The sequence below is a fragment of the Cellulomonas sp. genome, assembly GCF_017744555.1.
Taxonomy (GTDB): domain Bacteria; phylum Actinomycetota; class Actinomycetes; order Actinomycetales; family Cellulomonadaceae; genus Cellulomonas.
Genome location: NZ_JAGIBD010000008.1, coordinates 1 through 22,915 on the forward strand (window position 1 = coordinate 1; position 22,915 = coordinate 22,915).

General features: G+C 75.2%; 22 protein-coding genes, 1 pseudogene and 1 riboswitch. Of the genes and pseudogenes, 14 read left to right on the plus strand and 9 right to left on the minus strand.

Annotated elements, in window-relative coordinates:
• The 4 genes and pseudogenes from J7523_RS07235 to J7523_RS07250 all read left to right on the plus strand — a co-directional run.
• Positions 1–397 (plus strand): annotated as a pseudogene (locus J7523_RS07235) (hypothetical protein); the annotation flags it as partial.
• On the plus strand, positions 394–3,093 hold the full coding sequence (locus J7523_RS07240) for a hypothetical protein (RefSeq protein ID WP_291884195.1): 2,700 nt from the start codon (positions 394–396) through the stop codon (positions 3,091–3,093). The pseudogene J7523_RS07235 and the gene J7523_RS07240, both read left to right, overlap by 4 nt.
• The gene (locus tag J7523_RS07245) at positions 3,090–4,019 is read left to right on the plus strand and encodes an ABC transporter ATP-binding protein (RefSeq protein ID WP_291884197.1); all 930 of its coding nucleotides are present in this window, start codon (positions 3,090–3,092) and stop codon (positions 4,017–4,019) included. The genes J7523_RS07240 and J7523_RS07245 overlap by 4 nt, the downstream gene beginning before the upstream one ends.
• Complete coding sequence (locus J7523_RS07250) at positions 4,016–4,708, plus strand: ABC transporter ATP-binding protein (protein ID WP_291884199.1); 693 nt, start codon at positions 4,016–4,018, stop codon at positions 4,706–4,708. The genes J7523_RS07245 and J7523_RS07250 overlap by 4 nt, the downstream gene beginning before the upstream one ends.
• A 4-nt stretch (positions 4,709–4,712) precedes the next feature.
• On the opposite strand, the gene J7523_RS07255 is transcribed toward J7523_RS07250, so the two are convergent.
• The 5 genes from J7523_RS07255 to J7523_RS07275 form a co-directional block, all read right to left on the minus strand.
• Positions 4,713–5,810 carry a crosslink repair DNA glycosylase YcaQ family protein gene (locus J7523_RS07255; protein WP_291884201.1) on the minus strand — a complete coding sequence of 366 codons (1,098 nt, stop codon included), beginning with the start codon at positions 5,808–5,810 and terminating at the stop codon, positions 4,713–4,715.
• Positions 5,811–5,815: 5 nt separating this feature from the next.
• The gene (locus J7523_RS07260; RefSeq protein WP_291884204.1) at positions 5,816–6,436 is read right to left on the minus strand and encodes a dihydrofolate reductase family protein; all 621 of its coding nucleotides are present in this window, start codon (positions 6,434–6,436) and stop codon (positions 5,816–5,818) included.
• 84 nt (positions 6,437–6,520) lie between these two features.
• Complete coding sequence (locus J7523_RS07265; protein WP_291884208.1) at positions 6,521–7,456, minus strand: hypothetical protein; 936 nt, start codon at positions 7,454–7,456, stop codon at positions 6,521–6,523.
• A 65-nt stretch (positions 7,457–7,521) separates the two neighbouring features.
• Positions 7,522–8,892 (minus strand): DNA polymerase IV, encoded by a 1,371-nt coding sequence (locus J7523_RS07270; protein ID WP_291884210.1) that lies wholly within the window; start codon positions 8,890–8,892, stop codon positions 7,522–7,524.
• Positions 8,893–8,949: 57 nt separating this feature from the next.
• Positions 8,950–9,318 (minus strand): cupin domain-containing protein, encoded by a 369-nt coding sequence (locus J7523_RS07275; protein ID WP_291884213.1) that lies wholly within the window; start codon positions 9,316–9,318, stop codon positions 8,950–8,952.
• Between the two features lie 78 nt (positions 9,319–9,396).
• Positions 9,397–9,506, plus strand: a riboswitch (TPP riboswitch).
• 116 nt (positions 9,507–9,622) lie between these two features.
• Between J7523_RS07275 and J7523_RS07280 the strand changes: the two genes are divergently transcribed.
• From J7523_RS07280 to J7523_RS07295, 4 genes are read left to right on the plus strand one after another with little or no spacing between them, the layout of a single operon-like run.
• The gene (locus tag J7523_RS07280; RefSeq protein ID WP_291884215.1) at positions 9,623–9,916 is read left to right on the plus strand and encodes a thiamine-binding protein; all 294 of its coding nucleotides are present in this window, start codon (positions 9,623–9,625) and stop codon (positions 9,914–9,916) included.
• 4 nt (positions 9,917–9,920) lie between these two features.
• A complete protein-coding gene (locus tag J7523_RS07285; protein WP_291884218.1) occupies positions 9,921–10,703 on the plus strand; it encodes an ABC transporter permease in 783 nt (260 codons plus the stop codon).
• Positions 10,700–11,740: an ABC transporter substrate-binding protein gene (locus J7523_RS07290; RefSeq protein ID WP_291884220.1), complete on the plus strand. Its 1,041-nt coding sequence runs from the start codon at positions 10,700–10,702 to the stop codon at positions 11,738–11,740. Before J7523_RS07285 ends, J7523_RS07290 begins: the two co-directional genes overlap by 4 nt.
• A complete protein-coding gene (locus J7523_RS07295; RefSeq protein ID WP_291884222.1) occupies positions 11,718–12,638 on the plus strand; it encodes an ABC transporter ATP-binding protein in 921 nt (306 codons plus the stop codon). Before J7523_RS07290 ends, J7523_RS07295 begins: the two co-directional genes overlap by 23 nt.
• On the opposite strand, the gene J7523_RS07300 is transcribed toward J7523_RS07295, so the two are convergent.
• A complete protein-coding gene (locus J7523_RS07300) occupies positions 12,562–13,278 on the minus strand; it encodes an alpha/beta fold hydrolase (protein ID WP_363266636.1) in 717 nt (238 codons plus the stop codon). The genes J7523_RS07295 and J7523_RS07300 overlap by 77 nt on opposite strands.
• Positions 13,279–13,318: 40 nt before the next feature.
• On the minus strand, positions 13,319–14,341 hold the full coding sequence (locus J7523_RS07305; RefSeq protein ID WP_291884228.1) for a matrixin family metalloprotease: 1,023 nt from the start codon (positions 14,339–14,341) through the stop codon (positions 13,319–13,321).
• 145 nt (positions 14,342–14,486) lie between these two features.
• On the opposite strand from J7523_RS07305, the gene J7523_RS07310 reads away from it, so the two are divergent.
• The 5 genes from J7523_RS07310 (at position 14,487) to J7523_RS07330 (ending at position 21,220) form a co-directional block, all read left to right on the plus strand.
• Positions 14,487–15,416 (plus strand): aminoglycoside phosphotransferase family protein, encoded by a 930-nt coding sequence (locus J7523_RS07310; protein WP_291884231.1) that lies wholly within the window; start codon positions 14,487–14,489, stop codon positions 15,414–15,416.
• 75 nt (positions 15,417–15,491) lie between these two features.
• The gene (ald, locus tag J7523_RS07315) at positions 15,492–16,604 is read left to right on the plus strand and encodes an alanine dehydrogenase (protein WP_291884235.1); all 1,113 of its coding nucleotides are present in this window, start codon (positions 15,492–15,494) and stop codon (positions 16,602–16,604) included.
• Between the two features lie 60 nt (positions 16,605–16,664).
• Positions 16,665–17,693 (plus strand): NAD(P)H-binding protein, encoded by a 1,029-nt coding sequence (locus J7523_RS07320; RefSeq protein ID WP_291884238.1) that lies wholly within the window; start codon positions 16,665–16,667, stop codon positions 17,691–17,693.
• Between the two features lie 51 nt (positions 17,694–17,744).
• Positions 17,745–19,832, plus strand: a complete 2,088-nt coding sequence (locus tag J7523_RS07325; protein ID WP_291884241.1) for a M3 family metallopeptidase — start codon at positions 17,745–17,747, stop codon at positions 19,830–19,832.
• A gap of 26 nt (positions 19,833–19,858) precedes the next feature.
• On the plus strand, positions 19,859–21,220 hold the full coding sequence (locus J7523_RS07330) for a M20/M25/M40 family metallo-hydrolase (RefSeq protein ID WP_291884244.1): 1,362 nt from the start codon (positions 19,859–19,861) through the stop codon (positions 21,218–21,220).
• A gap of 34 nt (positions 21,221–21,254) precedes the next feature.
• Here J7523_RS07330 and J7523_RS07335 read toward each other — a convergent pair whose 3' ends face one another.
• Positions 21,255–21,506 carry a DUF5703 family protein gene (locus J7523_RS07335; protein WP_291884247.1) on the minus strand — a complete coding sequence of 84 codons (252 nt, stop codon included), beginning with the start codon at positions 21,504–21,506 and terminating at the stop codon, positions 21,255–21,257.
• 101 nt (positions 21,507–21,607) lie between these two features.
• On the opposite strand from J7523_RS07335, the gene J7523_RS07340 reads away from it, so the two are divergent.
• Complete coding sequence (locus J7523_RS07340) at positions 21,608–21,913, plus strand: primosomal protein (protein ID WP_291884250.1); 306 nt, start codon at positions 21,608–21,610, stop codon at positions 21,911–21,913.
• Positions 21,914–21,926: 13 nt separating this feature from the next.
• On the opposite strand, the gene J7523_RS07345 is transcribed toward J7523_RS07340, so the two are convergent.
• Positions 21,927–22,889 (minus strand): aldo/keto reductase, encoded by a 963-nt coding sequence (locus J7523_RS07345; protein WP_291884254.1) that lies wholly within the window; start codon positions 22,887–22,889, stop codon positions 21,927–21,929.
• Between the last annotated feature and the right edge of the window lie 26 nt (positions 22,890–22,915).

A 22,915-nucleotide genomic window follows, 5' to 3' on the forward strand; every position in this document is an offset into this window, starting at 1 on the left:
AGACAGCCTGCTCGCCATGGCGCTGCCCGGCGTCGCCGCCGCGGCCCTCGCGTTGTCGCGCGCCCGGCACCCGGAGGTCGGGGTGCTGCACGCGCTCGGTGTGCGGCCCCGCAGCCAGGCCGGCGGGCGCAGCGCCGAGACGGGCGTCGTGCTCGGGACCGCGGTGCTCGCAGGTGCGCTCGGCGGGCTCGCGCTCGGCACGCTGCTCGCGCCCGCGCTCGTGCGGGTCGTGGCACGCGGGCCGGAGGAGCTCGCGGTGCTGCCGGCGGTGTCGCCGCAGGTCGCGGCCGCGCTGCTCGGCGCGACGGTGCTCGGCTGCTCGCTCGTCGTCGTCGCCGACGGGCGGCTCGTGCTGCGTCAGGCGGCCACCGCCACCGTGCGGGAGGACGCCCGGTGAGCGCGCTGTCCGCACCCCGCCTCGCGGGCCGCCAGCTGGGCACGGACCCCGTCGGCGCCGCGCTCGTCGTGCTCGCCACGCTGGTTGCCGCGTGCGTGCTCGCCGCGTGGCCGCGCACGGTCGACCGCGTGGTCGGCGCCGACCAGGCCGACGCCGTCCGGCCGCTCGTGGCGTCCCGGGTGGACCCGACCCGCGTCGCGTCCTGGCTCGTCGACCCCGCGGCCGGCACCCAGCGCTCCGCGGCCGACCTCGCGACCCTGCACGACGACCTGCAGGCCACCGCCGCCGAGGCCGGGACGGCGCTGAGCCCGCTGCTCGCCGACCCCGCGCGCGTCATCCTCACCGCCGGCCCCTGGGAGACCGACCGCGGCCCCCGGCCGGTGGGCATCACCCACCTCGACACGCACGTGCGCGTCGACGAGCAGCTGCCCGACCTCGTCCGGGTCGTCGAGGGCCGCCTGCCGGACCCCGTGGCGATCCCCGCGACGCCGGCCGGCGCTCCGCGCCCCACCGGGACCGAGCCCGGGCACCCGCTCGAGCTCGCGCTGTCCGCGGAGTCGGCCGACCGCGTCGACTGGCGCGTCGGCGAGACCCGGACCCTCGCGGGTGGCACGGGCGTCGACGCGGTGCTCGTCGGCACGTTCGCAGCGAAAGACCGGGACGACCCGACGTGGGCGCACCTCGACTCGACGTTCGTCCCGCAGGTCGTCGAGGACCCCAACCAGGGCACGCTCGTCGACGTCTTCGCGTACGCCGACCCCGGTGCCGTGCCGCTGCTCGCCGTCGGCGGGCCGCTCGACCTTGCCACCTGGTTCCCGTTCGACGTCGGACCCGCCGCCACGACCGACCGGGCGGCCCTCCTGCAGGACCTGCGGGCGTTCCGCACGGCCACCGCGACGGACACCGAGCTCGACGGCGTCCTCGCGGGCCTCGGACCACGCCAGGACCTCGTCGCGACGGTGCTCGGGGTGCTGGCCGCGGGGCCCGCCGGCGCGGCCCTCGGCGTGCTGTGGCTCGCGGTGATGCTCGCGATCGACCGCCGACGCCCCGCGCTCGTGCTGCTGCGGGCGCGCGGGGCGTCCGCGGGGTTCGTCGGTGCGCTCGTCGCGGCGCAGGGGATCGTGCTCGGCCTGCCGGCGGCCGTCGCGGGCACGGCGCTCGCCGTCGCGCTCGTGCCCGGGCCGGTCGGCGCCGACGGGCTGGTCGTCCCGCTCGTCGCCGGGCTGGTCCCCGGTGCGCTGCTCGGTGTGTCGGCGGCGCGCGTCCGGGCGACGCGGTCCGCGTTGGCGGGTGGGGCGCGCACGCCTGCCGGGCGCCGCGGCGGCACGGCGCGCTGGGTCGCCGAGGTCTGCGTGGTGCTGCTCGCCGCGGTCGCCGTCGTCGCGGTCCGCGAGCGCGGGCTCGCGGACCAGACGCCCGGCGCTGACCCGGTGCTGCTCGCACTGCCGGTGCTGCTCGCGCTGGCCGTGTGCGTCGTGGTGCTGCGCGTGGTGCCGCTGCTGCTCGCGGCCCTGTCGCGCGGGCTGCAGCGGCGCGCGGGGCTGCCCGGCTTCGTCGGTGCCGCGGGTGCCGCGCGCGCCCCGGCCGTCGGCCTCGTGCCGGTCGTCGCCCTCGCGCTGGGCGTCGCGGTGACGACGACGTCGCTCGTGGTGCTCGCGACGATGGACGGCGGTGCGCAGCGCGGTGGCGTCGACGCCGTGGGGGCGGACCTCGCGGTCCGTGGCGCTCCGGGGCTCGCGCCCGGCCTCGCCGACGCGGTGCGGGGCGTCCCCGGTGTCGCGGCCGTGGCGGTCGTCGGCGAGGCCGACGACGCCGTGCTGAGCGACGGCCGCGACGGCGACCGGGTGCCGCTGCTCGTGGTCGACGGCGCCGGCCTGCGCGACGCGCAGCACGGCCTCGCCGGTGTGGACGACCTCCGGCTGGGCGCGGCCGGGCCGACCGGCGTGGTCGTCGTCGGGGAGCTGGCCGTCGACGTCGACGGTCCGCTGACGCTCGAGCTCGGGTCGCCGCCCGTCGAGCACCCGGTCGAGCTCCTCAGCACGCGCGACCGCGCCGCGGGTCTCACGCACGGCGAGTCGGCAGTGGTCGTCGACGCCGCCACCGCGTCCGCGCTCGGCGCCGTGCCGCACGACGTGCTGCTGCTCGTGAGGCTCGACCGTGGCGCGGAGCCGGCCACGGTCGCGACGGACGTCCGGGCGGTCGCCGGGAACGGCGCCACCGTCGTGACACGTGCCGACGCCGTCGCCCGCCTCACGCAGGGAGCGCTCGTCGGCGGTGTGCGGAAGGCCGCGGCGGTCGCGACCGTCGGGTCGCTGCTGCTCAGCGCGCTCGCGCTCGGGCTCGGGGTGGCGCTCGGCGGCCGTGCGCGCGGACGGCTGCTCGCGCTGCTCACCACGCTCGGCGTCCCGGGGCGTGACTCCCGGTCGCTCGTGCGGTGGGAGGTGGTGCCGTGGTCGCTCGTCGCCGTCGTGGCGGGCCTGGCCGCTGGTGCGATCCTGGCGCCCGTCATGCTGGGGACCACGGACGTGTCCGTCCTGGCCGGGGGCGCGCGGACCCCGTCCCCGACGCTGGGGCCGGTCACGCTCGGCGTCCTCGTCGTCGCGTACGCGGTGCTCGTGGCGGGCGCCGTGCTCGTCGCCGTCGTCGGTGCCCGCCGCACGGACGCCGCCACCGTCCTGCGAGAAGGAGAAGCATGACCACGACAGCGCCAGGCGCGCCCGCGATCCTCTGCGAGGACCTCGTGCGGGTGTTCGTGACCGAGGGCGTCGAGGTGCAGGCGCTGCAGGGCCTCAATCTGCGGGTCGACGCCGGTGAGCTCGTCGCGGTGGTCGGCGCGTCCGGCTCGGGCAAGTCGACGCTGCTCACCATCCTGTCGGGCCTCGACCGACCGACGGCGGGCACGGCCGTCGTGTCCGGCACCAACCTCGTGACCATGGGCGCGGCGGAGCGTCGCCGCTACCAGCGGGACGTCGTGGGCTTCGTCTGGCAGCAGACGTCGCGCAACCTGCTGCCGTACCTCACGGCTGCGGAGAACGTCGCGGTGCCGCTCGTGGTGTCCGGGGCGCGGGGCCGGGCCGAGCGGGCCGCGGAGCTGCTCGACGTCATGGGCGTCGCGGACTGCCGCGACCGGCTGCCCGCGCAGATGTCGGGCGGCCAGCAGCAGCGCGTCGCGATCGCCACCGCGGTCGCGGCCGCGCCGCGGGTGCTGCTCGCCGACGAGCCGACCGGGGAGCTCGACGAGTCGACGTCCCAGGACGTGCTCGAGGCGATGCGGCACGTCAACGCGACGCTCGGCGTCACGACGCTCATCGTCACGCACGACCCGACGGTCTCGGAGCACGTGCACCGCACGGTCCAGATCCGCGACGGTCGCACGTCGACCGAGGTGCTGCGCCGCACGGAGCGGGGCGAGGACGGCGTCGAGCGGCTGCACGCCGAGGAGTTCGCGGTGCTCGACAAGGTCGGGCGCCTGCAGCTGCCCCGCGAGGTCGTCGAGCGGCTCGACCTGCGCGACCGGGTGCGCCTCGGCCTGGAGCCCGACCACGTGCGGGTGTCGCGGCACGACCACGTCCCGGGGACGGACGACGTCCCGGGCGCCGAGGACGACGGAGGAGCACGATGACGGGCGTCCGCGGGACCGGCCTGACCCGCTCGTACGGCACGGGCGAGACCCTGGTGCACGCGCTGCGGGGTGTCGACGTGCACGCCGAGCCCGGCGAGCTCGTCGTGGTGCGCGGCCGCTCCGGCTCGGGCAAGACGTCGCTCCTGCACGTGCTCGGCGGCCTCGAGAAGCCGGACTCCGGCCAGGTGCTGGTCGACGGCGCCGACCTCACCGCGATGCGGCCCGAGCAGGTGCTCGAGCTGCGCCGCACCCGGATCGCGTACGTGTTCCAGGCGTTCGGGCTCATCCCGGTGCTGTCGGCCGCGGAGAACGTCGAGGTGCCGCTGCGCGTGCTGCGCACCGACCCGTCCGAGCGCGACCGGCGGGTCGCGGACGCGCTGGCGGCCGTCGGGCTCGAGCGGCACGCGCACCAGCGGCCCGCCGAGCTGTCCGGTGGTCAGCAGCAGCGCGTCGCGATCGCGCGGGCGCTCGTGCACCGGCCGTCGGTGCTGCTGGCCGACGAGCCGACGGGTCAGCTCGACAGCGGCACGGCGGGGGTCGTCATGGACCTGCTCGTCCAGCTCGTGCACGGCCACGGCGTCGCGGCGGTCGTCACGACGCACGACCCGCTCATGGCCGAGCGGGCGGATCGGCTCGTGGAGCTGCACTCCGGTGAGCTGCGGGCACCGGAGCCGGCGGCGGGCGGCTAGACCGTCACGGCACCTCGGGGGGGCGCAGCGGCCGGCCGACGATCGCCGCGAGCCGCCCGACCTCGTCGTCCAGCGCCTCGCGTGCCGCCGAACGGCCGGAGAACCAGTCGACCCGCACGTCGTCGCCGTCCAGCGACCACGTCCCGTGCACCACACCGCCGACCACGACGACGGCGGCGCCACGGCTCACCACGGCGCGGCGCTCGGGCGGTACGACGTGCGCGTCGGCGGTGCCGGGACCGAGCACCCACTGGTCGTAGCGGGGGAGCAGCCGGAGCGAGTGCGACGGCGAGGCGGCGGCGAGCTCGTCGAGGTCGTCGCGCAGCAGGGCAGCGGGCTCGCCGTCGACGTCCACCTCGGCGAGCCGGTCGCCCAGGTCCGCGACCCACCGCTGGACGTTCCTGCGGCCCGACCCGAGCCCCTCGCCGAGCCAGTACTGCAGGTGCCGCGCCGTCGTCGGGCCGTACGCCCGCAGGTACGCCTCGACGGCCCGGGCACCGGCGGCGTCGAGGTCGAGCAGCCCCGTCCAGCGCGGGTTGTCGTCGAGCCGCTGGAACGTCGTCTGCCCGTCCTCGTCCGGTCCGAAGCACAGGTCGCCCTGCCACGCGAACGCCTTGAGCAGGGTCCACGGTCCGTCAGCGAAGGTCTGCGCGAGGTGTCGGTAGCGGGGGTCCGCCACGACCGCCTCGCCGAGCGCCGGCACGGTGAGCGGCCCGTCCGCGAGCGCGTCCCTGACCACGTGCCGCAGCGGCGGCCAGTCGTCCGGAGCCAGACCGTAGAAGGTCTGCCAGCTCGGCAGCTCCCACATGCGGCTCGACGCCCGCAGCGCGAGGAAGGCGGCGGCGTGCTCGGGCGTCATGAGGTGCGTGGCGCCGCGGAACGCGAACGACTTGATCAGCGTCCCGTCGGCGAGCGCCCGGGCGACGTCGCCGCCGTCCGACTCCTGCCGTCGGACCCGGACCGCCAGCTCGGCCGCGTCGTCGGGGTGCGCCGGGACGGCACCGAGCGTGCCCACGACGTCGGCGCTCGACCCGGTGCCGACCGGGTCGAGCAGGTGGCGACGCAGGCGCCACGCGAGCGCCTGCGGCCACGTCGTGCGCACCGGCGTCAGGACTCGTCGGAGCCGGGGATGTGCTCGGTGACGTCCTCGTAGGTCTCGGTACCGGGCACCTCGCCCGGGCCGTAGATGAGGCGGACGACCCCGGTCGGGAAGATGTCCGAGCGCAGCAGCCGCAGCGGGTAGATCGGCTCGCCCTCGTCGAACAGGCGCTCGCCCTTGCGTGCGGCGACGGGGTGCACGAGCAGCCGCAGCTCGTCGAGCAGCCCGGCCGCGAGCAGCTGCCGCACCACCGAGATGGACCCGGGCACGAGGATCTTGCCGACGCCCGGCTCGGCGGACAGCGCGGTGACGGCCTCGACGAGGTCGCCCCGCAGCGGTTCGGCGTTGCGCCACCCGAGGTCCTGCGTGCCGCGCGTGACGACGACCTTGCGGGTGTCGCCGAGCTGCGCGGCGTACGACGCGTCCTCGCCGCCGGCGGCCTCCCGGTCGGGCCAGGCGCCCGCGAAGCTGTCGTACGTCACGCGGCCGAGCAGCAGCACGTCGACGCCGCGGTAGTCCTCCATGACGGCGGCACCCATGTGCTCGTCGAAGTACGGGAAGTGCCACGCCGGGTCGATCTCGACGACGCCGTCGAGAGAGATGAACAGGGTGGACACGATCGTCGCCATGAGACGTCCTCCAGGTGGTGGGCGCGTCCGCGCGTCGCGGCCGCGACACGATCCCACCGCATCCGGCGCGCGGATGCGAGGGGTTCACGGCGCCGGGGTCGGCGGCTCGCAGTGCCGGGCGGCCGTCTCGACCGCCTCCTCGTCCCAGTTCTCGGTGGTCTGCAGGATCCAGAAGACGACGAACAGCCCCAGGAGCACGGCCTCGACGGTGAACAGCGTGTACCGCCACGAATCGGCCCCGCGCCACCAGCCGACGAGCGCGGCGATGGCCGCGCCGACGACGGTCGCGAGCATGAGCAGGCTGAGCCACCCGTAGGCCGTGCTGTACCCGTCGGGCGACATGCCCTTGGGCTTGCCGACCGGTGGCTGGTTGACCTGCCGGGCGGCGTAGGCGGCCGCGCCGGCGATGCAGACGAAGAAGAGGATCGCCGCGGCGTAGTGGGCGCGCAGCAGGAACGCGTCGTGCCAGCCGACGAACCAGATGCCGAACGCCGCCCAGACGCCGGTCAGGACGACCAGGCCGACGCGGTGGGACCCCTCGGGGACGTCGCCGCGGTTCGCCCACGCGAACGCCAGCACGAGCGACCCGACGACGAGCAGGGCGGCGACGTTGTTGTTCACGCCCGGGACGAGATCCGGCGGGATGCAGCGGTCGGACCCGGGGCAGCCGTCGGGCCCCGGGGCGATCGGTGCGGGCACGAACGCGACGAACGGCACGACCATCCCGGCGAGGTCGAGCAGCGAGTCCTCCCACCCGGGCCGGCCCTTGATCGCGATGAGGGCAGGTCCGATCGCCACCAGCGTGCCGACGAGCACGTTGCGCACCGGCGAGTAGAAGTACCCGCTGATCGACCCGTACCGCACCCCGTCGCCCCAGACGATCTCGATGAGCAGCGAGACCGCGAGCAGGAGCGCCATCGCGACGATCGCGACCCGCAGCGACCGGTAGGTGGTGCGCGTGGACGACGCGAGCGCCTGCGTCACGGCCTCCGGCGGTGCCGGCTGCGGTCCGTCGGTCATGCTCACCCCTGCCCGCCGTGCGAGTCGCGTCCGTGCACATCATGGCGGCGGACGGCGCGGCGCGCTCACGTGTCGGGCGCGAGCCGCTCCGCCGCAAGCGGGTGCACCACGACGAGCGGGTCGGCGTCGAGGTCGAGCACGCGCGACCGCGCGGGCGGCGAGTCGACGGTCTCGAAGCGGACCGTCGCCTCGCGTCCGCGCACGTGCACGACCCAGCCGCGCCCGAGCTGGGGGTGCTCGACGTCGAGCCCGGGCCGCGCCACGTGCTCGTCGAGCAGCCGCGGCCGCGCGGGGCCCGCGTTCTGCACGGGCTCGGCGAGCGCGGTGACCTCGGCGACGGGTGCGTCGTCCCACGGCAGCGTGAGCTGCGCGTGCGACGACAGGTTGTGGAACGAGACCCCGAGCAGGCGCACCGAGTCGCTGATCCCGGCGGCGAGGGCGGCCTGCTGGGCGGCGGCGCGCAGCTCGGCGGGCTCGGCGGACGGCTGGGGGAGCGTGACCGACCGGGTCACGGTCGTGAAGTCGGCGAAGCGCACCTTCGCGACGACGGTCCGTGCCCCGCCGCCGTGGGCCGTGAGCCGGCGCAGCGCCTCGTCGGCGACGGCGTCGACCGCCGCGGCGATGGTCTCGCGACCGAAGATGTCCTCCGCGAACGTCCGTTCCGCCCCGACGGACTTGCGCTCGCCGCTCGGCCCGACGGTCCGCAGGTCGATGCCGCGCGCGAGCCGGAACAGGTTCGTGCCCGCCGACTCGCCGATCGTCATGGTGAGCACGTCGAGCGGCTGCCGACGCAGGTCCGCCACGGTGCGGACGTCGAGCCGCTCGAGCGCGGCCTGCGTCGCGGGTCCGATGCCCGGCACGGCGCGCGCGGGCAGCGGGAGCAGGAAGTCGTCCTCGTCGGCGGGCTCCACGACGAGCAGGCCGTCGGGCTTGGCCGCGTCGGACGCGAGCTTCGCGACGAGCTTGGTCCGCCCGATCCCGATCGACACCGCGAGGCCCGTCTCCTCGCGGATCCTGGCCCGGACGGCTGCGGCGGCGCCGCCCGGGTCGGCCGCGTGCGGGCCCGCCTCGAGGTCGACGAACGCCTCGTCGATGCTGATGGGCTCGACGAGCTCGGACAGGGTCGCGAGCGCGGCCATGATCCGTCGCGAGTACGCCGCGTACGCCTCGAACCGCGGGTGCAGGACGGCCGCGGCGGGCGCGAGCCGCCGCGCGCGGCTCATCGGCATCGCCGACCGGGCACCTGCCTGCCGGGCCTCGTACGACGCGGTCGACACGACCCCGCGCGGCCCGGTCCCGCCCACCAGGACCGGCTTGCCGCGCAGCGACGGCTTGTCGCGCTGCTCGACGGCCGCGAAGAACGAGTCGGCGTCGGCGTGCAGCACGGTCGCCCGGGCGCGCACGCGCGACGCGTCGGCGAGCTCGGCGGGGTCCACGGGCCCTACTGTGCCTGCTCCCGCCGACGGTCCCCGTCAACGACCCCGGTGCTGCGTCTACGCGGGTCGCTCGAGCTCGCGCAGCGGGGCTGTGCGCTCGCCCCCGGCGTCGCCCGTGTTGACCGTGCCCTGCGGCTCGACGAGCACGGCCCACACCTCCTCGTCGGCGCGCGGGCAGTGCTCGACGCCGCGCGGCACCACGTAGACGTCGTGCGGACCGAGCACCACGTCGCCGTCGCGCAGCTGGATCGTGAGCGAGCCGGCGACCACGAGGAAGAGCTCGTCGGTGTCGGGGTGGCTGTGCCACACGAACTCGCCGTGCAGCTTGACGACCTTCACGTCGTAGTCGTTGACGCTCGTGAGCCGGTGCGGCTGCCACGGCTCGGTGATCGTGCCGAGCGCCGCCAGGATGTTGGTCACCGTCATCCCGCGAGCGTAGGACCGACCACAGGGTGAGAAGGGGGCGGACGGCGCCGTCCGGTGCGCGTAGGTTCGTCCCGCCAACGCCGGGGAGCTCGGGACAGCCGGGCTGAGAGGACGGGCCGCGACACCGCAGGGTGCCAGCGCACGTCGACCCGAGAACCTGAACTGGGTAATGCCAGCGGAGGGATGCGCCACCGAGCGCGGCGTGGGCGGTCACCCGGCCGGTGCCGGGCCTCCGTCGTCGTCGTGCCCCGGTGCGGGCGGTCCTCGGCGACGCGTACCCGGTCCGACCCACCGGAGGTACACCGTGCTCGCACAGATCCAGGTCTCGCCGCGCCCGAGCGGCACCGACGACGACCGCTACGCCTACGTCGACGCCGCGATCGCCGTCATCCAGCAGTCCGGGCTCGTGTACGAGGTCGGCGCGATGGGCACCACCGTCCAGGGCACGCCCGACCAGGTGTGGCCGCTGCTGCGGGCCGTGCACGAGGCCACCGTCCTTGCGGGCGCGTCCGGCGTGTCCAGCGTCATCAAGGTCGGCCAGGCCAAGGACGACGCGGGGCCGACCATCGCGGACCTCGTGGGCAAGTTCCGGGCCTGACGCCGTGCACCGCTGGCGTCGCGTCCTCGCGCCGACGGTCGCCGGGGTCGTGCTGCTCGTCGGCTGGGAGGCCGGCGTGCGTGCGTCCGGCCTCCCAGCCTTCGTGCTGCCCGCGCCGTCGCAGGTCGCCCGCACCGCGGTCGACGTGGCACCGCTGCTGGGCGGCCACGTCGTCACGACGCTGACGGAGGCCGGTCTCGGGCTGCTCGTCGGGGCCGTCGTCGGGCTGCTCCTGGCCGTGCTGATCGCCGCGTTCCCGTGGGTCCAGGACACCGTGTACCCGCTGGTCACGCTCACGCAGACCGTGCCGACCGTGGTGCTCGCGCCGCTGCTCATCCTGTGGGCCGGGTTCGGTCTGCTGCCCAAGGTCGTCCTCGTCGCGCTGACCGCGTTCTTCCCGGTGCTCGTCGCCGCGGTCACCGCGATGGCGGCGGTGGACGCGGAGCACGCCGAGATGGTCGCCGGCCTGGGCGGCACCCGTCGGCACCAGTTCTGGCTCGTCCAGCTCCCCGCGTCCGTGCCGGGAGCGCTCGGCGGCCTCCGGGTCGCCGCCACGTACGCGATCGGCGCGGCCGTCGTCGCCGAGTACCTCGCCGGCCAGAGCGGCCTGGGCGTGTTCGTCCAGCGCTCACGCAAGGGCTACGAGGTCGACCAGATCCTCGTCGCCGTCGTCCTCGTGGCCGTGCTCACCGGCCTGCTGTTCCTGCTCGTCGACGGCCTCGCGCGCCTCGCCACCCCGTGGCAGCGCCCGTCGAACCGCTCTCGTCCCGGAAGGACCCCCGCATGACCACCCGCGTCTCCCGTGCCACGCGTGCCTCGCGTGCCCGCATCCTCGCGGCCGCCGCGAGCCTCGCGCTGCTCGCCGCGTGCTCGACGGCCGGCGCCTCCGACCACGCCTCCGACCACGCCTCCGGGCGGACACCCGTCACCGTCGTGCTCGACTGGTCGCCGAACACGAACCACTCGGGCCTGTACCTCGCGCAGGAGCGCGGCTACTTCGCCGACGCAGGGATCGACGTGACGATCCTCGAACCGGGGGACACGTCGGGCCTGCAGCTCGTCGCCGCGGGCAAGGCCGACTTCGCGTACTCGGTGGCCGAGGGGCTCGTGCCGGCCCGGCAGCAGGGCGCGGACGTCGTCTCGGTCGCGACCGTGATGCCGCACAACACGTCGAGCCTGATCTCCCTCGCGTCGTCGGGCATCACGCGGCCCCGCGACCTGGCGGGCCACTCCTACGGGTCGTACGGCTCGGAGCTCGAGGAGGCGCTGCTGCGCACGCTCGTCGAGTGCGACGGCGGCGACCCGGACGCGGTGACGTTCACGCCGCTGGCCAGCGACGACTTCCGCATCGGGCTCGAGGAGCACCAGTTCGACACCGCGTGGGTCTTCGACGGGTGGGAGACGATCCAGCTGCGCGACGTGGACGGCCTCGACGTCTCGACGATCCCGTTCATCGACCACACCGACTGCATCCCCGACTGGTACACGCCGCTCGTCGCGACGTCGCAGCAGCACCTCGACGACGACCCCGACCTCGTCCGCGGCTTCCTCGGCGCGCTCGCGCACGGCTACGAGGATGCGATCGCCGACCCCGGCGCGGCCGTGGACGCGCTGCACGCGGCGGCCCCCGAGGTCGACGAGCAGCTGCTCACGGCCAGCGCGCAGTGGCTGGCCCCGCGGTACGCCGACGACCCGACGCGCTGGGGAGTGCAGCAGGCGACGGTGTGGGACGACTTCGTCGCGTTCCTGCAGGACCACGACCTCGCCGACGCGGACTTCGACACCGATGCGGCCTGGACCGATGACTACCTCCCCGTCGACTGAGGCTGTCCCGGCGCACGAGGACCTGACGACAGCACCGGCGCTCGAGGTCGCCGGGCTCACCGTCACGTTCACCGGCGAGGGGCGCCGCGCCACGGCCGACGTCGTCGCGCTCCGTGACGTGGACCTGCGCGTCGCGGCGGGGGAGTTCGTCGCCGTGGTCGGTCCGTCGGGGTGCGGCAAGTCGACGCTGCTGCGGATCCTGGCGGGACTGACCCCGGCCGGCGCGGTGGTCGCCGCCCGCACCCTCACGACACCCGTCGACGCGAACGGGACCCGCACGACGGCGTGGATGCCGCAGCGTGACGGGCTGCTGCCGTGGCGCCGGGCATGGTCCAACGCGCTCGTGGGCGCCCGCATCGCCGGTGTCGGGCGGGCCGTCGCGGACGAGCGAGCGCGCACGCTGTTCGACGCGTTCGGGCTCGCCGGGTTCGAGCGGGCGTGGCCGCACGAGCTGTCGGGTGGCATGCGCCAGCGGCTCGCGCTGCTGCGCACCTGCCTGCCCGGCCGGCCGGTGCTGCTGCTCGACGAGCCGTTCGGGGCGCTCGACGCGATCACGCGCCGGCGGATGAACGCGTGGCTCGCTGGTCTCGACCTCGCCGGCCACGGCAGGGCGGCCGGTGCCGGCCGCGCGGTCGTGCTCGTCACGCACGACGTCGACGAGGCCCTGCTGCTCGCCGACCGGGTGGTGGTGCTGTCGGACCGGCCGGGCCGCGTGGTCCTCGACCTGCGCGTGCCGCGCGGCGACCCGACGAGCGCGCGGCAGGCGCTGCTCGAGGCGCTCGACCCGCAGGGGGGGACGGGCGCCTCGGGTGGTGGCGAGGTCAGAGCGCGGCGGGGGCCGCGACGACGGGGCCGGGGTGCCGCAGCTCGTGCAGCGCGTCGAACAGCACGCGGTTGAACGCCGTCGGTGCGTGCGAGTTCACGTCGTGACCTGCACGCGGCACCACGGTGAGCCTGGTGCCCGGCCGGGCCGACAGGTAGCGCCGCTCGTCGAGGCGCAGCGGGTCGCGCCGGCCGTTGACGAGCCACACCGGCAGGTGCGTGCGGCGCAGGTCCGCGAGCGGCGAGTACCCGGCGAGCGCCGACAGCATGTCGGTGACGACGTGCCAGCTGCCGCCGCCGAGGTGGAACGCGCGCGTGACCCACGTGGACGCCCGTCGGTACGCGTGCAGCGGCTTGCCCTTGATCTCGGTCGAGCAGCCCGCGAGCACCACGCCGGCGAGCTTGTGCTGGTGCGTGCCGGCGTACGCGAGGCACGCGTAGCCGCCGAGCGAGAGCCCGACGAGCAGGGGTGCCACGGTGAACGACGCGACCGCGTCGTCGATGGCCGCGAGGGCGCCGTCGAGGCTGAAGCGCTCGTGCGACCGCGACCCGTGGCCGGGCAGGTCGAGCGCGAGCGTGGGGTGCCCGGAACCGCTCAGCGCCGCCACCTGCTGCTGCCAGATGGCCGACGACGTGCGGGTCCCGTGCACGAAGATGATCGGACGGTCGATGGGAGTTGCTCCTGTCGAACAGGCGTGCGCGGGGCACGCGTTCACGGGAGGGTAATCGGCATTTCTGGGCGGTGCCTGAAGCGAGTCACACGTCACGTGCGCACGCGCCGGCGCCGAGCAGCGCCAGACCGGCGCGGTCGCCTGCGGCGAACGAGGTCACGGCCATGTTCGTCGTCGGGTACATGAGCTGGGTGGGGTCGTCGACGTGCGCGAGACCGACCAGGTGGCCGAGCTCGTGCGTGATCACCCCGGTCGCGACGCCCCGACCGTTCGGGGTCGCGAGCAGGCGCGTGAGCTCGTCGGCGTCGATCGTCACCGCACCCGTCACGTACGTGGAGCGGCCGTCGTGGGTGAGGGCCGCCGACCCGCCGGTGCCCGCGACATCGCCCGCGAGGCTCGGCGTCTCCGCCGCGTTCGACCATGCGATCAGCACGGGCGCCCAACGCTTGCCGTACCGGTCCGGCTGGTACGCGGCCCGGTCCGGGTCCGGTGCCTCGTCCGTCGGGCCGTCCGCCACGAACTGCAGGCCCGTCGCGTGCGCGACCCGCTCGACCGCCGCAGCGAGCAGCGCGTCGGCTCCCTCGGGCGCGTGGTCGGGCCGCACCACGTAGTGGATGGGCCGGCACGGGCTGTACGTCACCGGGCCGGACCCGTCGGGCTGCATCGCGGAGAACGCGTACGCACCCGTGTCGAGCACGGACTCGGGTGGCGGCGCGCCCAGGGGAAGGCGCGCCTCCTCGAGGCCGGCGGGCGGGCCGTAGGAGGGCAGGGCGCCGGACAGCCAGGAGCGCCCGCCGAGCAGGACTGCCGCCAGGATCGCGCCCGCGACGAGCATCGGCACGACCCGCGAGCGTCGACGTCGGGCCGGCGGGAGCGGCAGGAACCGCGGGTCGCCGAACGGCGCAGGCGGGGCGGCGCGGGAGCTGGGGACCGGCGGGGACATCGCCTCGAGGACGAACGGGTACGGCGGCGGGTACCCCGCCGCGTGCGCGGACGCGGGCGGAGGCGGGTACGCCGCGGGGTACGTGGTCGTGGGGACGGCCGGTGGCACCGGCGGCAGCCCGCCCGGTGCGCCGCCGACGCCGTCGAACCGCTGACCCCCGCTCACGTGCCGTCCTCCTCGACGTCGCCGCCCGTCCCGCGGGCGGCCGGTCCCGCGAGGATCGCACACGAGGGGCGGGCCGCTCGCGGTCGACGCGCAGACATCACCCCGTCGCCCGTCCCGGCAGCGCACCCGTGACTACCCTCGGCACGTGCCCGAGCTGACCGTGCCCACGATCCTGCACGACGGCGTCGGTCGCACGGCCGAGGGCAGCGACTGGATCGCGCGGCTGCCCGGGCTCGTCTCCCGTGCCGCCCGGCGCTGGGACCTGCGGGTCGGCGAACCGTTCACGCAGGGCTCGGCGTCGTGGACGGCGCCGGTCGTCCGGCCGGACGGCACGGCGGCCGTGCTGAAGGTCTCCTTCCCGCACGACGAGGCCCGCCACGAGGCCGACGCGCTGCGCGCCTGGCACGGTCACGGCGTCCCGCTCCTGCTCGACGACGACCGCGACGACTGGGCCCTCCTGCTCGAACGGGTCGCCCCCGGCACGCCGCTGAGCGCGTCGACGGCGAGCGCCGAGGACCGGCTCCTCGTCGGTGCGCACGTGCTGCGCGACCTGCTCGACGCCCCGGGAGCGGCCCTCGTCGAGGTGCCGTCCATGGCCGACGTGTGCACGCGCTGGTCGGCCGTCCTCACGGCACGCGCGCAGCGCGCGGGAGCTCTCGTCGATCCCGGGCTGGTGCGCGACGCCGTCGACCTCCTCGTCCGGCTCCCCGACGGCGTGCCCGGCGGCCTTGCGGTCGTGCACGGCGACCTCAACCCCGGCAACGTGCTCCACGGCGCACGCGACCGGTGGGTCGCGATCGACCCCAAGCCGATGCGCGGCGACGCCGCCTACGACCTGTGGCCGATGCTCGAGCAGGTCGACGACCCGTTCGCGCACCCGGACCCCGTCGCGACGCTGCGGACCCGGGTCGAGCTCGTCGCCGACGCCGCCGGACTCGACCCGGAGCGCGTCGCGGGCTGGGGCGTGGCGCGCGGCGTCGAGTCCGCGCTGTGGTGGTGGTCCGTGTCCTCGGACGACGCCGCGCTGCGGGAGGGGCTCGCGCAGTCGAGGGTCTGGGCGACGGTCCTCGGGTGACATCTCCCTCCCCGTACTGCCGGGACGCCGTCGGGCGACGACACTGACGGTGACGACGACCGGAAGGACCCGACCATGCGCATCGGCATCCCGTGCGAGGTCAAGAACCGCGAGTACCGCGTCGCGCTGACACCCGCAGGCGCGCACGAGCTCGTGAGGCACGGCCACGAAGTGCTCGTCGAGACCGGCGCCGGTGCCGGCTCGGCGATCCCCGACGAGCAGTACATCCGGGCGGGCGCCCGGGTGGTCCCCGACGCGGCGCACGTGTGGGGCGACGCCGACCTGGTCTGCAAGGTCAAGGAGCCCGTGCCCGACGAGTTCGGGTTCCTGCGCAAGGACCTCGTGCTGTTCACGTACCTGCACCTGGCCGCCGACCGCCCCACCACCGATGCGCTCCTCGAGGCCGGCACCACGTCCATCGCCTACGAGACCGTCCAGCTCCCCGACCGCTCCCTGCCCCTGCTCGCCCCCATGAGCGAGGTCGCCGGACGCCTCGCGACGCAGGTCGGCGCGTACCACCTCATGAAGAACGAGGGCGGCTCCGGTCTGCTGCTCGGCGGCGTGCCCGGCGTCGACGCCGCGAAGGTCGTGGTCCTCGGTGCCGGCGTCGTCGGCCGCCACGCCGCGGAGATCGCCGTCGGCATGCGCGCCGACGTCACGATGCTCGACCTGTCGATGCCGCGCCTGCGGGAGATCGACGTCGCGTTCGGCGGCCGCGTCCGCACGCTCGCCTCCAGCACGTGGGTGCTCGAGCGGGAGGTCGTCGACGCGGACCTCGTCATCGGCGCCGTCCTCGTGCCCGGCGCCCGCGCACCGCACCTCGTCTCGGACGCGATCGTCGCCCGCATGCGGCCCGGGTCCGTGCTCGTCGACGTCGCCGTCGACCAGGGCGGCTGCTTCGAGTCCACGCGCCCCACCACGCACGACGACCCCACCTTCCGGGTGCACGACGCCGTCTTCTACTGCGTCGCGAACATGCCCGGCGCCGTCCCCGTGACCTCCACGCGCGCGCTCACCAACGTCACGCTGCCGTACCTCACGGCGCTCGCGGACCACGGGTGGCGGCAGGCCGTGGCCGACGACCCGGCGCTCGCTGCGGGCCTCAGCACGGACGCGGGGCTGCTGTTCAACGCCGGGGTCGGCGAGGCGCACGGGTACCCGGTCGCCGACCTGGCGGAGGTCGTCTGACCGTCTGCCGTCGGCAGAACCGTCAGGCAGCAGAGCGCCGGCCGTCCTACCGTGCCCGTCATGGCGACGGCTCTGGTGATCGGCGGCAGCGGGCAGATCGGCCGGCTGGCCGTCCCGGCCCTCGTGGCGGACGGCTGGGAGGTGCGGGTGCTGACCCGCGACGCCGCCGCGCACGGTGCGCAGGTCGCCGCGTGGGGCGCCGAGCTCGTGGTCGGCGACCGTCACGACCCCGACGCGCTGGACCGCGCGCTGGTCGGGGGTGTCGACGCGCTCGTGGACGTCGTCGCGTACGACGACACCGACGCCGAGCTGCTGCTCGCGCGCCGCGACCGGATCGGCTCCGCCGTCGTCGTGTCGAGCGCGGCGGTCTACGTCGACGCGCACGGCGACGGGTTCGAGACGGACGAGTTCGGGACGTTCCCCGTCCCTGTCGACGAGGACCAGCCGACCGTGGCACCGGGTCGCGGTTCGTACGCGACGGGCAAGGTCGCCCTCGAGCACGCATGGCTCAGGGCCGCCGACGTCCCGGCGACGGTCCTGCGTCCCGGCGCGATCCACGGACCGGGCTGCCGCCAGCCGCGCGAGTGGACGTTCGTCAAGCGCGTGCTCGACGGCCGCGACGTGCGCGTGCTCGCGTACGACGGGGCGAGCCGGTTCCACACGACGTCGACGCAGGTCATCGCCGAGCTCGTGCGGCTCGCCGCCGCGAACCCCGGCGACCGCGTCCTCAACGCGGCCGACCCCGAGGCCCTCACCGTCGCGGAGATCGGCGACGCGGTCGACACCGCGCTCGGGGTCCGCACGCGCACGGTCACGGTTCCGGGGCCGCCGGTCGACGACGTCGGCCTCACGCCGTGGTGCGTGCCCCGCCCGATGGTGCTGGACATGTCACGTGCGCGGGAGGCGCTCGGGTACGTCGCACCCGGCGGGTACGCGCAGACCGTCCGTCCGGCCGTCGAGTGGCTCGTCGAGCAGGCGCGCGCGGGGGACTGGCGCACCGCGTTCCCCGGGTTCGTCCGCATGGAGGCCATGGGCGACTTCTTCGCGTACGACGCCGAGGACCGGCTGCTCGCGGACCGTCTCGACTGACCGGGACGTCGTGCCCGGCGCGTGCCAGGTCGCTCGGGGATGATGACCGCCATGACCGACACCACGCTCGCCGCGGACAACCCCTTCGCGGCCCCCTCGACCCTGCCGTACGGGCTCCCCGACTACACCCGGATCCGTGCGGAGCACTACCGTCCGGCCCTGCTCGCCGGCATGGCCGCGCACCGCGCCGAGGTCGAGGCGATCGCCGCCGACCCCGCCCCGCCGACGGTCGAGAACACGCTCGTGGCCCTGGAGCGCGCCGGCCGGCTGCTGCACCGGGCGGCCACGTCGTTCTACAACCAGGCGAGCAGCGACTCGACGCCCGAGCTCGACGCGATCGAGGAGGAGGTCGCGCCGCTCATGGCGGCCCACCACGACGCGACGTACCTGGACGCGCGGCTGTTCGGCCGCGTCGAGGCCCTGCACGAGGCTGCCGAGGCCGGCACCCTCGACCTGGAGCCCGACACCGCCTGGCTCCTGCACCGCACGCGGACGGCCTTCATCCGCTCGGGCGTCCGGCTCGACGCCGACGCGCAGCAGCGGCTGCGCGCGCTGAACGCCGAGATCACGTCGCTCGAGACGACGTTCGGCCGCGACCTGCTCGCCGCGACCAACGCGGCCGCGGTGCTGGTGACCGACGAGGACGAGCTCGACGGCATGCCCGACGACGCGCGCGCCGCTGCGGCCCTGGCGGCCAAGGAGCGCGGCCACGAGGACGGCTGGCTCGTCGAGCTGCAGCTGCCGACGCACCAGGCGCCCCTGGCGATGCTGCGCGACCGCGGCCTGCGCGAGCGGATCTTCCGGGCCTCGGCGACGCGCGGTGCGGCCGACGGCCCGCACGACACCCGGCTGACGATCCTGCGCCTCGTCCGGCTGCGCGCCGAGCGCGCCCAGCTGCTCGGCTACGAGCACCACGCCGCGTACGTCGCGGCCGACGCGACCGCCAAGGACGCGCAGGCTGTCGCCGACCTTCTGGGCCGCCTCGCGCCGGTCGCCGTCGCGAACGCCAGGACCGAGGCGGCCGACCTCGAGGCGGCACTGGTGGCCGACCACCCGGGTGCCGTCCTCGAGCCCTGGGACTGGGCGTACTACGCCGAGCAGGTCCGCAAGGAGCGCCGGTCGCTCGACGACGGCCTGCTCCGCCCGTACCTCGAGCTCGAACGCGTGCTGGCCGACGGTGTGTTCCGGGCGGCCAACGCGCTGTACGGCCTCACGTTCGCGGAGCGGCACGACCTGGTCGGCTACCACCCGGACGTCCGCGTGTTCGAGGTGTTCGACGCGGACGGCACCGGCGTGGGCCTGTTCCTCGGCGACTTCTGGACCCGCGAGAGCAAGCGCGGCGGCGCGTGGATGAACAACCTCGTCGACCAGTCGACGCTGCTCGACGAGCGGCCCGTCGTGGTCAACAACCTCAACATCCCCAAGCCGCCCGAGGGCGAGCCGACCTTGCTCACCTGGGACGAGGTGATCACGGCGTTCCACGAGTTCGGTCACGCGCTGCACGGCCTGTTCTCGGCGGTGCGCTACCCGTCGCAGTCGGGCACCGAGGTGCCGCGCGACTTCGTCGAGTTCCCGTCGCAGGTCAACGAGATGTGGGCGTGGGACCCGTCGATCGTGCGCACGTTCGCGCTCCACCACGAGACGGGTGAGCCGATGCCGTCGGAGTGGGTCGACACGCTCCTGGCGGCCCGCCAGGACGGTGAGGGCTTCGCGACGACCGAGTACCTGGCCGCCGCGCTCCTCGACCAGGCGTGGTACCGCCTGTCGCCCGACGAGGTGCCGACCGACCCGGCCGAGGTCGAGCCGTTCGAGGCCCGGGCCCTGGAGGCCGCGGGGGTCGCGTTCGCACCGGTCCCGCCGCGCTACCGGACGACGTACTTCAACCATGTGTTCGGCGGCGGCTACAGCGCCGGGTACTACTCGTACATCTGGTCCGAGGTGCTCGACGCCGACACGGTCGAGTGGTTCCGCGAGAACGGTGGTCTGCGCCGCGAGAACGGCGACACGTTCCGGGCCCGGCTGCTCTCCCGGGGAGGCTCGGTCGACCCGCTGCAGGCGTTCCGTGACCTGCGTGGCCGCGACGCGGACATCCGCCCGCTGCTGGCCCGCCGGGGCCTGCTGGGGGCCGGCGAGCAGTGACGGTGCGGGCCGGTACGGTGGTCGGCATGCCCGATCCTCGTACCGGCCCCGCTGCGCCCGTGACAGGCCAGCCCCCGACCAGCATCAGCGCGCAGGACGAGGTCGTCGGGATCTGTCGTGACCTCATCCGGTTCGACACGTCGAACTACGGCGACGGCTCAGGACCGGGTGAGCGAGCGGCAGCGGAGCACGTCATGGGCCTGCTCACGGAGGTCGGCCTGGACCCCGAGCTGTTCGAGAGCGCACCGGGCCGCTCGAGCGTCGTCGTGCGGCTCGAGGGCGAGGACTCGTCCCGGCCGGCGCTCGTGCTGCACGGCCACCTCGACGTCGTGCCCGCGCGCGCCGACGACTGGACCGTCGACCCGTTCGCCGCCGAAGAGACCGACGGCCTGATCTGGGGCCGCGGTGCCGTCGACATGAAGGACATGGACGCGATGATCCTGGCGGTCGTCCGCCAGATGGTCCGCGAGGGCCGCCGCCCGGCCCGGGACGTCGTCGTCGCGATGTTCGCGGACGAGGAGGCCGGCGGCACGTACGGCGCCCGCTGGGCCGTCGACCACCGCCCCGACCTGTTCGAGGGCGCCACCGAGGCGATCAGCGAGGTCGGCGGCTTCTCGGTGGACGTCGACGGGCGACGCGCCTACCTGCTGCAGACCGCCGAGAAGGGCCTGTCGTGGCTGCGGCTCGTCGCCGACGGCCGCGCCGGCCACGGCAGCCAGGTCAACGCCGACAACGCGGTCACCCACCTCGCGGAGGCCGTCGCGCGGATCGGGCGCCACCCGTGGCCGCTGCAGCTCACGCCGACCGTGCATGCGCTTCTGCACGGCGTCGCGGACCTCACCGGGTTGCGGTTCGACGCCGACGACCCGTCGTCGGTCGACGCCCTGGTCGCCGCCCTCGGGCCGGCCGGCAAGTTCGTCGGCGCCACCCTGCGCCACACCACCAACCCCACGCAGCTCACCGCCGGGTACAAGGCGAACGTGATCCCCGGGAGCGCTCAGGCCACGGTCGACGGCCGGTTCCTGCCGGGCCTCGAGGACGAGTTCGTCGCGACCGTGGCCGACCTGGCCGGCGAGCACGTCCGGATCGAGCGCATCCACCACGACGTCGCGCTCGAGGCGCCGTTCTCGGGCGCCCTGGTCGACGCGATGGTCGACTCGCTGCTCGCCGAGGACCCGGACGCGACAGTCCTGCCGTACACGCTGTCGGGCGGCACGGACAACAAGTCGCTGTCCCGCCTGGGCATCACGGGCTACGGCTTCGCGCCGCTGCGGCTGCCCGCGGAGCTCGACTTCGCGGGCATGTTCCACGGCGTCGACGAGCGCGTCCCGACCGACGCCCTCCGGTTCGGTACCCGGGTGCTGGACCGGCTGCTGCGCTCCTGCTGACGGACCCGGGCCGGGCAGCGACCCGGCGAGCGCGTCAGTCGTCGTCGGGCAGCGAGAGCGTGCTGCGCACCCGAATGATCTTGCGCCGCAGCCAGACCTTGCGGCCGCCGCCCGCGAACAGGCGGGTCCGGGCCAGCTCCCAGCGCCCGTACTCGGCCTGCTCCGTCAGCATCTGCCGCGCGTCGTTGCGGCTCGTCGAGGGCGGGATCGTCACGACCCTCACCTCGTACTGACCGCCCTGGGACACCCAGTCCTGGCGCTTCGTCCCCGTCTGACCGTTTGCCATCCGCCACCCCGTCCCGCATGCGGTGCACGCGTCGCCGTCCCACCGGTGCCGACCGACCTTACGCGGTGCCATTGTGCCTCGCGCGGCGCTAACGTCGTCGCATGACCGTCGACCCGCGTGCCGCCCTGGACCGCCTGATCGCAGCCCTCGAGGCCCACTACAACGCCGTCCTGTCGAAGCACGGCGAGGACGACCCGGCAGTCGACGACGCGTACGACGTTCTGGCGGACGCGTTCGAGGTCTACGACGACGCGCTGGGCACCGTCCACGGTGAGGCGACGCCGTTCTACCTCGCCGAGGAGGACGACGAGGACGACGAGGACGACGTCGACGACGACGAGGTCGACGAGGACGACTACGACGCGGACGACCTCGCGGACGAGCCGTCGGGCCTCGGCAGCCGCTGACGCGGCAGCCGGTTCAGAACCGCTCGGGGTAGCCGACCTCGGGTGCGCTGACCTCGTCGAGCGCCCGCCGCAGCTCCACGGGCAGCTCGAGGTCCTCGGACGAGAGCGACCCGCGCAGCTGCGCCGCGGTGCGGGCGCCCACGACGGCCGAGCTGACACCGGGACGTCCGCGCAGCCACGCGAGCGCGACCTCGAGAGGTGTCCGCTCGAGACCGTCGGCGGCCGTGGCGACCGCCTCGACGACCGCGGCGGAGTCGCGGCCGAGGTAGGGCTCGACGAAACCCGCGAGGTGGGGTGACGCGGCCCGCGAGTCGGCGGGGATGGTGCGCCGGTACTTGCCGGTGAGCACGCCCCGGCCGAGCGGCGACCACGCGAGCGTGCCGACGCCCAGGGTCGCGGCGGCGGGCAGGACCTCGCGCTCGATACCGCGCTGGAGCAGCGAGTACTCGGCCTCGACGGCGGCGAGACCGGTGTCGCCCTCTAGCAGGGTCGCGGCGCGTGCGACCTGCCATCCGGCGTGGTTGGCGAGCCCGACGTACCGCGCGCGGCCGCTCGAGACGGCCAGGCGCAGCGCGGACACGGTCTCGTCGAGCGGCGTGCGCGGGTCGGGGGACTGGACGAGGAAGAGGTCGACGTGGTCCGTGCCGAGCCGGGTCAGCGACGCGTCGAGCGACGTGAGCAGCGCGCCGCGCGACCCGTCGACGAACGCGCCGGACCCGGTCCGACGCGCGCCGGCCTTGGTGCACAGCACGACCTCGTCACGCGCGACCACCTCGCCGAGCAGGTTGCCGATGAGCTCCTCGGCGCCGCCGTCGGCGTACGACGCGGACGTGTCGAGCAGCGTGCCGCCGGCGTCGACGAAGTCCCGGAGCTGCTCGGCCGCCTCGTGCTCGTCCGTGTCGCGGCTCCAGGTCATCGTGCCGAGACCGAGCCGTGAGACGCGCAGGCCCGTGCGTCCGAGATGGCGCTGTTCCATGAGGCGCAACAGTAACCGCGGTGCCC